16 protein-coding genes are annotated in these 14,755 nt (G+C 46.4%); 13 read left to right on the forward strand and 3 right to left on the reverse strand.

All coding sequences use genetic code 11. The features are described from left to right. Positions 1-63: 63 nt before the first annotated feature. Complete coding sequence (locus DB398_RS10550) at positions 64-1,041, reverse strand: pyruvate dehydrogenase complex E1 component subunit beta (RefSeq protein ID WP_108424341.1); 978 nt, start codon at positions 1,039-1,041, stop codon at positions 64-66. 172 nt (positions 1,042-1,213) lie between these two features. On the opposite strand from DB398_RS10550, the gene DB398_RS10555 reads away from it, so the two are divergent. The 11 genes from DB398_RS10555 (at position 1,214) to DB398_RS10605 (ending at position 11,972) form a co-directional block, all read left to right on the forward strand. Next, entirely contained in the window at positions 1,214-1,960 is a 747-nt protein-coding gene (locus tag DB398_RS10555) for an electron transfer flavoprotein subunit beta/FixA family protein (RefSeq protein ID WP_108424342.1), read from the forward strand. Between the two features lie 69 nt (positions 1,961-2,029). Further along, a complete protein-coding gene (locus tag DB398_RS10560; protein ID WP_108424343.1) occupies positions 2,030-2,998 on the forward strand; it encodes an electron transfer flavoprotein subunit alpha/FixB family protein in 969 nt (322 codons plus the stop codon). A 91-nt stretch (positions 2,999-3,089) separates the two neighbouring features. Continuing rightward, the gene (locus DB398_RS10565) at positions 3,090-3,722 is read left to right on the forward strand and encodes a bifunctional nuclease family protein (RefSeq protein ID WP_108424344.1); all 633 of its coding nucleotides are present in this window, start codon (positions 3,090-3,092) and stop codon (positions 3,720-3,722) included. Between the two features lie 6 nt (positions 3,723-3,728). Continuing rightward, complete coding sequence (locus tag DB398_RS10570; protein WP_108424345.1) at positions 3,729-5,195, forward strand: NupC/NupG family nucleoside CNT transporter; 1,467 nt, start codon at positions 3,729-3,731, stop codon at positions 5,193-5,195. 116 nt (positions 5,196-5,311) lie between these two features. Beyond that, entirely contained in the window at positions 5,312-5,680 is a 369-nt protein-coding gene (locus tag DB398_RS10575; protein WP_108424346.1) for a four helix bundle protein, read from the forward strand. A gap of 281 nt (positions 5,681-5,961) precedes the next feature. Beyond that, positions 5,962-6,786, forward strand: a complete 825-nt coding sequence (locus tag DB398_RS10580; protein ID WP_108424347.1) for a thymidylate synthase — start codon at positions 5,962-5,964, stop codon at positions 6,784-6,786. 85 nt (positions 6,787-6,871) lie between these two features. Further along, on the forward strand, positions 6,872-7,744 hold the full coding sequence (locus tag DB398_RS10585; RefSeq protein ID WP_108424348.1) for a carboxypeptidase-like regulatory domain-containing protein: 873 nt from the start codon (positions 6,872-6,874) through the stop codon (positions 7,742-7,744). 167 nt (positions 7,745-7,911) lie between these two features. Next, the gene (locus tag DB398_RS10590) at positions 7,912-9,651 is read left to right on the forward strand and encodes an amidohydrolase family protein (RefSeq protein ID WP_108424349.1); all 1,740 of its coding nucleotides are present in this window, start codon (positions 7,912-7,914) and stop codon (positions 9,649-9,651) included. Positions 9,652-9,662: 11 nt separating this feature from the next. Further along, positions 9,663-10,088, forward strand: a complete 426-nt coding sequence (locus tag DB398_RS10595) for a Dabb family protein (RefSeq protein WP_108424350.1) — start codon at positions 9,663-9,665, stop codon at positions 10,086-10,088. Positions 10,089-10,175: 87 nt separating this feature from the next. Beyond that, positions 10,176-11,642: an arylsulfatase gene (locus DB398_RS10600; RefSeq protein ID WP_108424410.1), complete on the forward strand. Its 1,467-nt coding sequence runs from the start codon at positions 10,176-10,178 to the stop codon at positions 11,640-11,642. 33 nt (positions 11,643-11,675) lie between these two features. Next, a complete protein-coding gene (locus tag DB398_RS10605) occupies positions 11,676-11,972 on the forward strand; it encodes a hypothetical protein (protein WP_108424351.1) in 297 nt (98 codons plus the stop codon). Between the two features lie 68 nt (positions 11,973-12,040). Here the strand turns inward: DB398_RS10605 and DB398_RS10610 are convergent, their stop codons facing one another. Together DB398_RS10610 and DB398_RS10615 are read right to left on the reverse strand one after the other, a co-directional pair. Next, on the reverse strand, positions 12,041-12,337 hold the full coding sequence (locus tag DB398_RS10610; protein ID WP_108424352.1) for an isoamylase early set domain-containing protein: 297 nt from the start codon (positions 12,335-12,337) through the stop codon (positions 12,041-12,043). Positions 12,338-12,477: 140 nt separating this feature from the next. Next, positions 12,478-13,572: an aminotransferase class V-fold PLP-dependent enzyme gene (locus DB398_RS10615; RefSeq protein WP_108424353.1), complete on the reverse strand. Its 1,095-nt coding sequence runs from the start codon at positions 13,570-13,572 to the stop codon at positions 12,478-12,480. 212 nt (positions 13,573-13,784) lie between these two features. Between DB398_RS10615 and DB398_RS10620 the strand changes: the two genes are divergently transcribed. Continuing rightward, positions 13,785-14,177, forward strand: coding sequence for a 2TM domain-containing protein (locus tag DB398_RS10620; protein WP_108424354.1), 393 nt, complete (start codon positions 13,785-13,787; stop codon positions 14,175-14,177). After that, positions 14,174-14,689: a dihydrofolate reductase gene (locus DB398_RS10625; protein WP_108424355.1), complete on the forward strand. Its 516-nt coding sequence runs from the start codon at positions 14,174-14,176 to the stop codon at positions 14,687-14,689. Before DB398_RS10620 ends, DB398_RS10625 begins: the two co-directional genes overlap by 4 nt. The last annotated feature ends 66 nt before the right edge of the window (positions 14,690-14,755 follow it).

Here is a 14,755-nt window from a genome sequence, read left to right on the forward strand (position 1 = left end):
TTCCCTAAAAAAGCCCCGACAACTCTGTTGACGGGGCTAATATACCTTACAAATAGAATACTACTACTTATATAACACTTTCTTAACAGCTTTGATCACGTCCTCGTGGTTGGGCAACCATTCGGCCAAAAGCACTGGCGAATAGGGTGCAGGCGTGTCCGCTGTATTTATTTTTACGATGGGTGCATCCATATAATCGAATGCCTTATCCTGAACGTGATAGATGATTTCCGTTGAAACGTTACCAAATGGCCACGCTTCTTCCAAAATCACCATCCTGTTGGTTTTCTTGATAGATGTAATGATGGTATTGATGTCCATCGGGCGCACCGTGCGCAAATCGATGATCTCACAACTGATACCTTCTTTTTCCAGTTCCTCGGCCGCCTTGTAGGCTTCCTTGATGATTTTTCCAAAGGAAACAATGGTCACATCCGTTCCTTCCCTTTTGATATCGGCCACGCCCAATGGGATGGTGTACTCTCCCTCGGGAACCTCACCTTTGTCACCATACATCTGCTCGGATTCCATAAAGATAACGGGGTCGTCATCACGAATGGCGGATTTCAACAAGCCTTTGGCATCGGCAGGGTTGGATGGCACCACTACCTTAAGACCTGGGCAGTTGGCGAACCAACTTTCAAAAGCCTGGGAGTGTGTGGCGGCCAATTGTCCCGCAGAGGCTGTTGGTCCCCTGAACACAATGGGACAGTTGAACTGTCCAGCTGACATTTGGCGGATCTTCGCAGCATTGTTGATGATCTGGTCAATACCCACCAAAGAGAAATTGAAGGTCATAAATTCAATGATCGGTCTGTTACCGTTCATGGCAGAACCAACACCGATACCAGCAAAACCAAGCTCCGAAATGGGGGTGTCCAGCACGCGATCGGGGCCAAACTCGTCCAACATTCCTTTGGAGGCCTTGTATGCACCGTTGTACTCGGCAACTTCCTCACCCATCAGATAAATGGTGTCATCCCTTCTCATTTCCTCGCTCATGGCCTCGGCTATGGCTTCCCTGAATTGTATTGTCTTCATTATATCGTACTAATATGATTCGTTGGTATGCTTAAAAAATGCAAGCAAAAATAGGAAAAACTATAAGAACAAAGCTTTGCATCAAACCAAAAAAAGAACAAAATTTATTATGCATGCATAATAAATTTTAGATTTATATGACTATATTTGAAACCATAAACCTTAATCATATATGAAGATTCTAGTTTGCATCAGTAACGTACCGGATACCACGTCCAAGATAAACTTCACCGAAGGCGACACCAAATTTGACACAAACGGGATCCAGTTTGTTATCAATCCCAATGATGAGTTTGGATTGACACGGGCCATGTGGTTCAAGGAAAAGCAAGGCGCCGCTGTCCATGTGGTCACTGTGGGCGGTGCACAGACAGAGCCGACCATACGTAAGGCCCTGGCCATTGGTGCCGATGAGGCCATCCGAGTAAATGCGGAGCCAACCGATGGTTTTTTTGTGGCCAAACAGTTGGCTGAAGTGGTGAAAAATGGCGGGTACGACCTGGTCATTGCAGGAAGGGAATCCATTGACTATAACGGAGGTATGGTGCCCGGCATGCTGGCCACCTTGTTGGACATGAACTTCGTGAACACCTGCATCGGGTTGGAAATTGATGGCAATAATGCCACCGCCATGCGCGAAATCGATGGAGGAAAGGAAAAAATCGGCACTACCCTTCCCTTGGTCATCGGTGGTCAAAAAGGGCTTGTCCAGGAAAGCGACCTCCGTATTCCCAACATGAGGGGAATCATGATGGCACGTCAAAAAGCACTGAATGTTGTGGAGCCTGTGGATGCCCCGCAGCCTACCCAAGACCAAAAATTTGAAAAACCCGCCCCAAAAGGTGCGGTCAAGTTGGTCGATGCCGACAATGTGGGCGAACTCGTCAGCCTTTTGCACAACGAAGCGAAAGTAATTTAAACCAAAACCCAAATGTAAAGCACCAAATACCTATCATTTGGGGTTTGAAAAATTGAAATTTCAGAAATTATGTCAGTTTTAGTATATACCGAATCCCTGAAGGGAAAATTCAAGAAAAATGCCTTTGAAGTGGCCTCCTATGCCCACAAAGTGGCCCAAGACTTGGGTACCAGTGTCACCGCGGTCACTTTCAACACCAATGACGATGCCTCATTGGGTAACTATGGCGTATCCAAGGTCCTAAAGATAGCGGACAACAAATTGGACACCTTCAATGCAAAGGCCTATGCCGATGCACTGGCACAAGCTGCCCAGACCGAAGGTGCCAAGGTCATCATATTGAGTTCCAGTGCCGACAGTAAGTTCTTGGCGCCCATACTCACCACCAAATTGAATGCAGGCTACGTGCCCAATGTAGTCTCCGCACCGGACAGCACCTCCCCTTTTGTGGTCAAAAGGACCGCTTTTAGCAACAAGGGCTTTGCCCATACGGAAATCAGCGCGGATATCAAGGTCATTGGACTGTCCAACAATGCCTTTGGTGTTGTGGAAAATGGCGGTTCTGCCTCTGTGGAAAGTTTCACCCCTTCCTTGAGCGATGGCGATTTTGCGGTAAAATCCATGGAAGTGGACAGAGTGGTCGGAAAAGCCACCATTGCAGATGCCGATATCGTGGTATCCGGCGGTCGTGGGCTCAAAGGCCCGGAAAATTGGGGAATGATTGAAGAGCTCGCCGATGTGCTCGGTGCCGCAACAGCATGCTCCAAGCCCGTATCCGATCTCGGATGGCGTCCACATGGCGAACACGTGGGCCAAACCGGAAAGCCTGTCGCGAGCAATCTTTACATCGCCATTGGAATCTCTGGGGCCATTCAACATCTGGCCGGAGTAAGTGCTTCAAAAACCAAAGTGGTGATCAACAACGACCCTGAGGCCCCCTTCTTCAAGGCGGCCGATTATGGCATTGTCGGGGACGCCTTCGAGGTGGTGCCCAAGCTCATCGAAAAATTAAAGGAATTTAAAGCCCAAAACGCTTAAATTTTGTTAATTTGCCCATTGCAAGGGGCTGTTCAGATAACTGGCATTGCCGCTTATTTGAACGGCCCTTTGGGGTTTTTAGGAGGAGAATATGAGCTTAGTTCGGTTAAAAATAAAGGGAATATCATACAGTCAAACACAAAATGGCGCTTATGCCCTGATTTTAAATGAGGTTGATGGAGACCGGAAACTTCCCATTGTCATAGGGGCATTTGAGGCGCAGTCCATTGCCATTGCCCTCGAAAAAGAAATCAAACCACCTAGGCCGCTCACCCATGATCTGTTCAAGAATTTTGCGGATAGGTTCCAGATTGTGATCAAGCAGGTCATCATCCATAAATTGGTAGATGGGGTTTTCTACTCCAGCATCATCTGTGAACGTGATAATGTGGAAGAGATCATAGATGCAAGGACCAGTGACGCCATTGCCCTTGCCCTTCGTTTTGATGCGCCCATCTTCACCTACAAGACCATTTTGGACAAGGCCGGCATCTTCCTAAAGTTCTCCTCGAAGGAAGATGAGGAAAAGGATGAGGACGACAGCATTGTGGTGGACGAGATCCTTCAAGAAGGGGAAGCCGTTGAAATTGAATCTGGGTCATCCTCCCACGGATACCGCGAAATGACCCTGGACGAACTCCATAACGAACTGGACAAGGCCGTAGCCAATGAGGACTATGAAAAGGCCGCCAAACTTAGGGACGAAATTTCCAAGCGCAAATAAACGTACATGGCGAAAAAGACCAACTGTTTTCTGATACTCCTGCTCCTCTGCTCGGTCGCTTTCGGCCAAAATTCCCTACCCACAGATTCCCTCAATGTCGCCATAGGCACCGCCATTGTTGACGACATTTCAACACAGCATAGCTCGGACATGGTCCCCAACCAAGGATTTTCCTTCAACACCCTTTGGCGTGGCGCATTGGGGATGGCCGTCTTGATCCTGATCTCGTTTCTGTTCAGTTCCAACCGAAAGGCCATCAACTGGAAAACGGTGGGTATTGGATTAGGAATTCAGTTATTGTTAGCGATTGGAATATTAAAAGTTAAAATCATTCGCCAGATTTTTACAGTTCTTGGCAAGCTGTTTAATGAAATTCTCGAATTTACTCTAGCTGGCAGCGAATTCATTCTGGGTCCCAACCTTTTAAACGTGGATAATCCACATGTTGGATATGTTTTTGCCTTCCAAATACTTCCTACAATTATATTTTTCTCAGCCTTAACCTCGGTTCTCTTTTATCTAGGAATAATTCAAAAAGTGGTACAGGCACTTGCTTGGCTGTTAACAAAATCCCTTGGAATTTCTGGAGCAGAAAGCCTTTCTGTGGCCGGAAACATCTTTTTGGGGCAAACAGAAGCACCCCTAATGATCAAAGCCTATCTCGAAAAAATGACCAAATCCGAAATCTTGCTCGTTATGATAGGTGGAATGGCCACTGTGGCTGGAGGAGTTTTGGCTGCTTATATTGGATTTTTAGGCGGAAATGACGAACAACTTAGGTTGGAATTTGCCAGACATCTTATTGCAGCTTCGGTTATGGCCGCCCCTGGCGCCGTTGTCATTTCAAAAATCTTATACCCACAGACTGAAAAAGTCAATACCGACGTCAAAATCTCAAATGAAAAAATAGGCACTAATTTATTGGATGCCATTGCCAACGGGACCACTGAAGGACTAAGATTGGCGGTTAATGTGGGTGCCATGCTCTTGGTCTTTGTGGCCTTTATCGCCATGATCAATGGGCTTTTGGGCTTAATTGGAGATATTACCCCCTTAAACTCATGGATCGCAGCCAATTCCCCCTACGATAGTTTTTCACTCGAAGCTATACTCGGTACGATTTTCGCTCCGCTCATGTGGCTCATCGGGGTGGCGAACGAGGATGTCATGCTCATGGGACAACTGTTGGGCATCAAATTGGCAGCCAGTGAGTTTGTGGGATACATCCAACTGGCGGAACTCAAAAATATGGCCAGTGGCATGCACTTCACTTACAACAAATCGGTCATTATGGCCACCTATATGCTCTGCGGCTTTGCCAACTTCGCTTCCATCGGTATCCAGATCGGTGGGATAGGCTCCTTGGCCCCAGGCCAGCGCAAGACCCTTTCCGAATTTGGGATGAAGGCCGTTCTGGGCGGTTCCTTGGCCTCTTTACTTTCCGCTACCATTGCCGGGATGATTTTGGGGTGATGGAGGTTTAAGGTAAATGGGAAAAAGGCAAAAGGTCAAGAGTGAAGGGTAAAAGGCCTTTTCACCAATCATAAAAATTTAGAATTCAACCTCGGAATTTTTAAACATATATAGTTATGCGAAATTTTCGAGAGTTAACCATTTGGAAAGATGGTCGAATTTTAGTGAAAGAAGTTTACACGCTCACTAAACTGTTACCAGATTCGGAACGATTTGGGTTGATATCCCAAGCAAATAGAAGCGTCATTTCCATTCCTGCCAATATTGCGGAAGGTTGTGGCAAATATTCTGAGAAGGATTTTGTTCGATTTCTTCAAATTAGTCTTGGGTCAGCCTACGAATTGGAAACCCATTTGATTCTTTGTCAAGATTTAGACTTTCTTTCACCTGATGCCGCAGACTGCGTTATAGAAAAGATTCAAAGACTACAACAGAAAATCGTATCGTTCAATCAAACACATCAAATCAAACCATTGACCCTTTAGCCCTTCACCGTCTCTTCTTCGTTGATAAAATTTTCATAAGTCATCCCATCCCTCATTTCAAATCCTTTTATATTGGAGTAATTTCGATGGATTGATTTTTTGTCACATCGAGCGCAGTCGAGATGTCATGGATTTTCCCTCATTTCATTCGTTAGAAGTGACACTAAAACTTAATTTTATAGTGAAATCCCAAAGGGATTTTATATCAAAAATGGATTTCTCGATACAATTTTCCGCTAGCGGAAAATCACTCGAAATGACATTGTAACGGAACAAACAGCATGAAACAATACCACGACCTCCTCAAACACGTATTGGAACACGGCAACCAGAAAGGCGACCGTACAGGGACAGGAACTTTGAGCGTTTTTGGCTATCAGATGCGATTTGACCTTTCCGAAGGGTTTCCCATGGTGACCACGAAAAAACTGCACCTGAAATCCATTGTGCACGAGTTGTTGTGGTTTTTGAAGGGCGACACGAACATCCAGTACCTACAGGAGAACGGGGTGCGCATTTGGAACGAGTGGGCCGATGACAACGGCGACCTTGGACCGGTCTATGGTCACCAATGGCGCAACTGGAACAGTGAGGAGATCGACCAGATCAAGGAAGTGATCGAGACCTTGAAACACAACCCGAACAGCCGCCGCATGCTGGTCTCCGCTTGGAACCCCAGCGTATTGCCGGACACTTCAGTGTCGTTTGCGGAAAATGTGGCCAACGGAAAGGCTGCCCTTCCCCCCTGCCATGCCTTTTTCCAATTTTATGTGGCCAATGGCAAACTCTCCTGCCAATTGTACCAACGCAGTGCAGACATCTTTTTGGGCGTACCCTTCAACATTGCCTCTTATGCCTTGTTCACCTTGATGATGGCCCAAGTATGCGGTTACCAGCCCGGGGAGTTCATCCACACCTTTGGTGATGCGCACATCTACAACAACCACATGGAGCAGGTGGAGCTGCAATTGAGCCGCGATCCACGCCCCCTGCCCACCATGAAAATCAACCCAAATGTGAAGGACATCTTTGACTTTACCTTTGATGATTTCGAGCTTTTGAACTACGACCCTCACCCACATATCAAAGGGGTTGTGGCGGTGTGATTCACTTTTATGTTTTTTTTGGAGCTATAGATGTGTCCATTTTACAGGAACATATGCATATTAGCTATTTGAAATAAGCTCTAATATGAAAAGATTTCCTACGATTGTATTGATTCTAGCCCTTAGTAAAATAGGATATTGCCAAAGCAAACAGGTTGTAGGCGAAGTAAAGAGTTTTGAAAACAATGAACCTTTGCCCTATGTCAATATCGGGATTGCCAATAAAACGGTTGGGACAGTTTCCAATGAAAATGGATTTTTCAAACTTGACATAAATGAAAGAACAACATCAAGAGACACCGTCACTTTCTCATACATAGGTTTTAAAACCGAAAAATACTTGGTCTCGGATTTGAGCAATCAAAAGAGGACAATTTTATTGCACCCACAGCATACAGAGTTGGACGAAGTAATAGTGACCTCAAAAAAAATAGAGCTGAAACAAAGAAAGATAGGAAGAACATCCAAGGGCCTCGGATTGATGCATTCAAATTTCTACTCTTACTACGAAAAAGATATCGATGACCGTTTGAGCAAAGAAAGAGGAATGAAGTTCAAGATCAGAAAAAACTGCCACATCCAGGATTTGAATTTCAACATTACCTCGAATGACTTCAAATCCCTTAAATTCAGGGTAAATTTCTACAAGATTGAAAATGGGCTTCCAACAGAATTGGTAGTTAAAAAAAATATTGTTTTTGAAATCAAGGACAATTCTTTAGGATGGTTCAAGGTAGATTTGGAACCCTACAGTATCTATCTCGAAGAAGAAGTTGAAGAAATTGCTGTAACCATACAATGGGTCGAAAGTGAAAAAGTAGATACAAAAAGCAAGTACTTTGCCATTTCAACTGCCAGTTCTCCGACCCATACGGCTTATTTTAGGGAAAAAGCCATGGACAACTGGACCAAAGGAGGGCAAAGTTTAAGTTTCTATCTAAATGCCTTGTGTGAATAAAAGACTGTTCTAAAAACAATCTCTTTATCCCGTCCCCACACCAACGTCAAGGAATCTCTGCCTTAAGACACCACCCTCCCCAAAAAATCAGTATCTTCCCTCTTACAATCTCATCGCTACGAGACGGTTAGCTGTGATTGTACTCAAAAAACACCAACCTCCATCCTATGACACGAAAACACCTTTTGGCCTGCGCCTTTCTGATCAGCACGTTTTCCCTGTTCGCACAAACCTACATCACCCATGTGACCGTGGCCGATGTGGAAAAACAACGGTTGTTGCCCGATCAGACCGTGGTGATCACCGATGGCCTGATCTCCAGCATCAAAAAAAGCAGTACCGTTAAAATCCCACAAAATGCGACCGTAATCGACGGACGGGGCAAGTTCCTTTTTCCCGGACTTGTGGATGCCCATATCCATTTCTCCCAAAACGGAGGGCTGTACACTCGCCCGGATGCCATCGACCTGAGAAAATATATGGACTACAACAACGAGATTGCACTTGCAAGATCTGACATGGAGACCAAATTGAGGCGATACCTCCAAAACGGGATCACCACGGTGGTGGATGTGGGCTCGTCGTTCAACCTGCTCGACGCAAGAAATGGTTTCAAGGATAATGCCACTACGGCCCAAATATTTATGACGGGGCCTTTATTGACCACTTATGAGCCAGCAGCTTTGGCAAACCTCGGAAATGACGGCGTATTTACCTTGACAAAGACCATTGAAGAAGGCATTAAAGGCGTTCAGCAACAATTGCCCCACCAACCGGACTTTATCAAAATATGGTACATCGCAGGGGCGGACGGATTGAGTGTTGAAGAAAGTGCGCGCAAAAACCTGCCTATTGTAAATGCAATCATTGAAGAGGCCCACAAGCACAATTTGAAGGTGGCAGTCCATGCCACGGAACGGATCACCGCCCAATTGGCCGTTGAAAATGGCGCCGATTTTTTGGTCCATAGTGTGGATGACGAGGTGATAACGGATGATTTTGTGGCTTTGCTGAAGAAAAACAACGTGGCCCTCTGCCCTACGCTGGTCGTTCCAAGTGGGTACATGGACACCTTTGGCCAAAAACTGGAGCTTGGCACCCACGACCTTCAAAAAGCCGACCCCTACCAATTGGGAACGCTGCTGGACCTGAAACACCTGCCCGAAACCTCACTCATCGAGAACTATAAAAAATATGCAAACGACCCGAAGAATGTTGAAAAACTCCAAAAGAGCGATTCCATCTCCAGGGTCAACCTGAAAAAATTGTCCGATGCGGGCGTTTTGATCGTGACCGGAACGGATGCTGGAAATATTGGCACATTGCACACCTCGTCCTACCTGCCCGAACTGAAGGCCATGCAAGAGAGCGGTATGAGCAATTGGAAAATCATGCAGGCCTCCACCGTAAACGGAGCAAAGCTCTTTGGCAAGGAAAATGAGTTTGGAACGGTGACTACAGGAAAAAAGGCCAATCTTTTGCTCTTGGATGCGAACCCCATCGTGGACATCGAAAATGTGACCCAAATACATACGGTCTTCAACCAAGGAGAGGCTTTCAAGCCCAACGACCTCTTGCAAGATTCCCCGACCGATTTGGCCCAACGACAACTGAACGCCTATAATTTGGGGGACATCGAGGCCTTTCTAGAACCCTATGCCGAGGATGTGGAAGTCTATGCTTTCCCCGACCAACTGCTCTATAAGGGCAAAGAAACGATGAGGGGACAGTATGCCCAAATGTTCAAAAACACCCCAGACCTGCATTGTGAACTCAAGGAACGGATTGTTCAGGGTAATGTGGTGATTGACAAAGAGCGGGTTCAATTTGGCACGGAAACCGTCGAGGCGGTCGCCATGTACCACGTTGAAAACGGGAAAATCAAGAAAGTATATTTTATTCAATAAGAAAACAAGGCATGAAAACCATCTCCATCACCCTATTTGCTACACTGCTTTTGATGGGCTGTGGCAATTCCACCCCAAAAGAAACCACCGAAAAACAGGAAGAGACCGTGAAAAAAACTGAAGATACCACCACCCGTCAGTTGCGCCATGTGGTGCTGTTCAAATTTAAGGAGACCTCTACCGCCGACGATATTGAGCAGGTAAAACAGGCCTTTGATGCCCTGCCCTCAAAAATTCCGCTCATCAAAGGGTATGAATGGGGACTGAACAACAGTCCGGAAAACCTGAACAAGGGTTTTACCCATTGCTTTTTCCTCACGTTCCACAGTGAGGCCGACCGCGATGCCTATCTCCCCCATCCCGACCATAAGGTTTTTGGGGAGATTGCAGGCCCACACATCGAGGATGTTCTTGTGGTGGATTACTGGACGGAATAAATTGTGAGCGATTTTTTTTCAAACTGGCAATGACCCTGAGGCGGTTGTGCTTTGTGGCAAAAAGCCATATCTTTTCAAAAAAAGAACATGGGCAAGCCACAAGCTTTCATTTGGGCACTTTTTGTTGCACTTATCCTTGGAAGTTGCAAACGACAAGTTGAAAAACCAGAAACAACCAACAACCCAAGACCGAACATCATCTATATTTTGGCAGATGACCTCGGCTATGGTGACCTTGGCGTGATGGGCCAAACCAGGTTTCCTACCCCGAACATTGACCAATTGGCGGCAGACGGCATGCTCTTTACCCAACATTATTCAGGTTCCACGGTCTGCGCACCGTCCCGTTCCGCACTACTGACAGGCCAACATACCGGCCATACTTTTATCCGTGGCAACAGGGAAATCCAGCCAGAAGGCCAATACCCTATGGCCGCTTCCGTGGCAACGATTGCCGAACTTTTAAAATCGGGAGGGTATGTCACAGGGGCCTTTGGAAAATGGGGCTTGGGCTATCCGGCTTCCGAAGGCGACCCCAACAATCAAGGTTTTGATGAATTCTATGGCTACAATTGCCAACGGATGGGCCATAATTACTACCCCTACCACTTATGGGAAAACCAGACCAAAGTATCCCTAGACGGTAATGTCGGCACCCAGACACAGACCTATGCCCCAGATTTGATCCATGAAAAATCGCTGGAATTTATCGAAAAGCACAAGGACACTACTTTTTTTATGTACTATCCGTCCATCATCCCACATGCCGAACTTGCCGCTCCAGAGGAATACATATCAAAATTCAGGGGAAAACTGGAGCCCGAAAAAAGCTATAAAGGGACAGACGGCGGGGAACGCTACAAAAAAGGTGGCTATGGTTCACAAGAGGAGACCCACGCGGCTTTTGCCGCCATGGTCCATTTATTGGACAGGCAAGTGGGCGAGATCAGAAAAAAAGTGGAGGAACTGGGCATTGCGGAGAACACCCTCATCATCTTTACTTCGGATAACGGACCCCACCAAGAAGGGGGTGCAGACCCTGATTATTTTAACAGCAATGCAGGGCTTCGGGGGCACAAGCGTGACCTATACGAAGGCGGCATACGCGTGCCCATGATCGCCTATTGGCCCCAAAAGATACGTGCGAATTCCACTTCCGACCATATTTCGGCCTTTTGGGATTTCTTGCCCACAGCTTGCGAGATTGCACAAATCGAAATTCCGAAGGGCATAGACGGTATCTCCTACTTACCGGAACTCTTGGACGGAGAGCAGAAAAAGCACGACCATCTGTATTGGGAGTTTTTGGAACGGGGAGGAAAACAAGCGGTTCGGTTCGGGAATTGGAAAGGTGTACGCCTGAACATGGATACCGACCCAGAGGCCGCCATCGAGCTCTATGATCTGACCAATGATTTGGGAGAAGAGCACAATGTTGCCTCCGAACACCCGGAAATAGTGGCACAAATGGGCGCTATCATGGCACAGGAACATTCACGTTCGCAAGAATTCAGCTTTGGGTACGAAAAGGACCAAGAAACGAACAATCCTTGATCTTTCTACTTTTGGGCCCATCACATCTACGCCATGAACCAATTTGAACTGTACCATAAGATCAAAGAAATACAATCAGACCCTATCCGGGAAATGGCTTATTATCTGGCGGATGAAAAACGGATTGCCATCACCTCTTTTGGGCTGGCCTGGTCCAACGCAACTGCGCCTTGGATCTATTTTGACACGGTTCTGGATGTGGAGGGGTTGCAATCCCAATTTGGACTGGGCGAAAACATGGAAGTCCATGAAAACCTAGACCCCAAATCCGGACTTGAAAGGGGTTTTGTGGACCAAACGACCGGTGAAGGGCTGATGGGTAAAATTTGACAGCAGAAATTCCCCAATAAAAAAACCGCCATCAGTCTTGGGGAACCCTGATGGTGGTCTACATGTCTTTATACTTCCAAAACGGCGTTCTCGGTGCCGGCATACTCGTTCCACTGGAAACGGTCGGCCTCGTCATCATTGGTATAGGACCCGTCAATCAGATATCTGAACTCGTAGCTGTTCTCCATCGGAAGTTCGAAGGTCCCTTTGAAGGTCCCGTTCTTCAACTTCTTCAGTTCGCTCGCAGTTGGGTTCCAATTGTTGAAATCCCCGACTACGGCAACGGTCTCTGCCTCATCTGCGGGAACGGTGAAGGTCACCTTGCAGATAGGCTTGCTCTTTAGGTATTGTTTCTTAATTGCCATGGTACCAAAAATTTAATTCCAGTACAAAGCAATGCATAAAACCGCTTACTTACAATTAGTTAGCATCGATTTATCAAATTGATAAAATGCACCTAACCCTAAGGTTACTTTTGGCAAATTAGCTCCCACTTTTTTACCAATCATCTTTTTGACATCCAACGCTTTAGAAGTTTGCCAATCACATCGATTTCTTCCTCTGTATTGTAAAAATGGAAGCTGAGCCGTATGCCCCCGCCCCGTGGGGAGGCCACGATGTTCTCCTCGTTCAGCCTATTGAAGAGTTTTTCATCCCCTTTGATCTTGAAGATGGTGCTGTGTTGTTTTCTTTGGGCAATATGGGGCTCCAGCAGGTCCAGTTCCGAAAAGGTCTGCATGGCCTTCGCGGATAGTTTTTGTAATTGGATCTGCACATTTTCAAGACCGATATCCTCCAAAAAGTGGAGCGCAAATTCCAGACTACCAAAGTTGAAGGAATCCAAATGGCCCGGTTCCAAGAACTTACAGAACGAAATGTTGTTACGCTGGGAAGCATCGTTGTTCACAGAGCCGTTGCCAATACCTTTCAGGTCGAATTGGTCCTTCACCCCATCCTTTACCAGAAAAAATCCGTTGCCATAGCCCGCCAAGAGCCATTTGTAGGCACTGGCCCCCAAAATATCTATGCCCGATGCCTCAAAATCAAACTCTTCCACACCACAATATTGGGTACCATCGGCGATGATCATCAGATTGGGAAAATCCTTTTTCAGCTCCTTTAAAAAATCAAGGTCGATACGGACTCCGTCCACCCACTGCACCAAACTCAGGGCCAATACATCAATCTTTCCCGATTTGACCTTTTCACGGATGTTCGTTTCCATGTCTGCATCAATATCCATATATTCCCTTTTAAAATTCCGGGTCTCAAAAGGCCAGTTCACGGACGGATAATCGCTTTGGAGCAACAGCACCGTCTTGTCCTTGGGCAGGCCCTCCAGCAAGAGGTTCAGCCCCAAACTGAAATTGGGCACGAGGGCCACATTCTCGGGACTGCAATGAAAAAACTTACCGACCACTTTTTTGATCTCGGGCATATGGGCAAATCCCTTGTTCTTCATTTTACTTCCGCCGATCAGGAAGTCGAGGTCGTGCCCTTGGCGCCATTCCATCAAATCTTCGCTCAACAGGCCCGCCGAAGCGGTATTGGCATAGATACATTGCTTAAGTACGGGGAATTTTTTTCTGAGGTTCTGCATTGCAAATGTTTTGGGTACAAATCTTTTATTCATCATATATGAATGTGCCAGTGGTCATGATACGTTGTATCAATATTTGATTTTGTCCTCTTGAGCGCAGTCGAAAGATGGACAAAACATCTCGACTGCGCTCGATGTGACATCCGAATAGACCACTCGCACAATTAGACGATACAATTTCCTTTATATTTGTTGTTAAAGATAGCCATTCCATGTTGTCATTCGGAAAAAAGAAGAAACCTGAAATAGATCTGGAACAGCACGAACTTTTGGAGAATGCCCACAAGCGCATCAAACAAAAGAAACGGCTGTTTTCCCACTTTGTGATCTTTCTGATCGGCAGCCTCTTTTTGGTACTGATCAATAAGATTTTAAAGTATGGGGAGACCTATGATTGGTTCGTGTGGGCCATCCTCATTTGGGCATTCCTGTTCGTCATCCACGCCGTCAATGTGTTCGTGACCCACAGGTTCATGGGCCAGGACTGGGAACGCGCCCAACGTGAAAAACTGGTCGCACTGCAAAAGAAACGTATCGCCGAGATCCAAAAGGAAATAGAGACGGATTTCCCTCTTTCCGGCATCAATAAAAAAAAAGATCAATGAAACGATTGATCATCATTGCCGCCGCTGCGGAGAACAACGCTTTGGGCAAGGACAACGACTTGGTATGGCACCTTCCCGATGATTTTAAGCGGTTCAAAGCCCTGACCACCGGGCATCAAATCATTATGGGACGGAAAACGCTGGAAAGTTTCCCAAAACCGCTTCCCAACCGGGAACATATCGTGATTACCCGAGACACCGATTACACCCCAAAATTCCCTTGCCTAGTGACGCACTCCTTGGAAGAGGCCCTTGCACTGGTAAAGGATGGGAAAACGGCCTATATCATCGGTGGAGGTGAAATTTACAAACAGTCCATGCGGTTGGCCACGGACATGGAACTGACACGGGTACACGGTGTTTTTGAGGCCGATACTTTTTTTCCGACGATTGAGGAAGACCAATGGGAGCTCGTGAGCAAGGAACACCATCCAAAGGATGATAGGCACCAATATGCCTTTACCTATCTTACCTATCGAAGAAAAAGGGACATAGACAATATATCAGGTTAGGAGTTAAGAGTTCTGAGTTAGGGGTTTCAAGTTTATACCTTTTGGCACACTCGCCTGCGCGGGCGG

The organism is Flagellimonas amoyensis (assembly GCF_003058265.1).
Taxonomy (GTDB): domain Bacteria; phylum Bacteroidota; class Bacteroidia; order Flavobacteriales; family Flavobacteriaceae; genus Flagellimonas; species Flagellimonas amoyensis.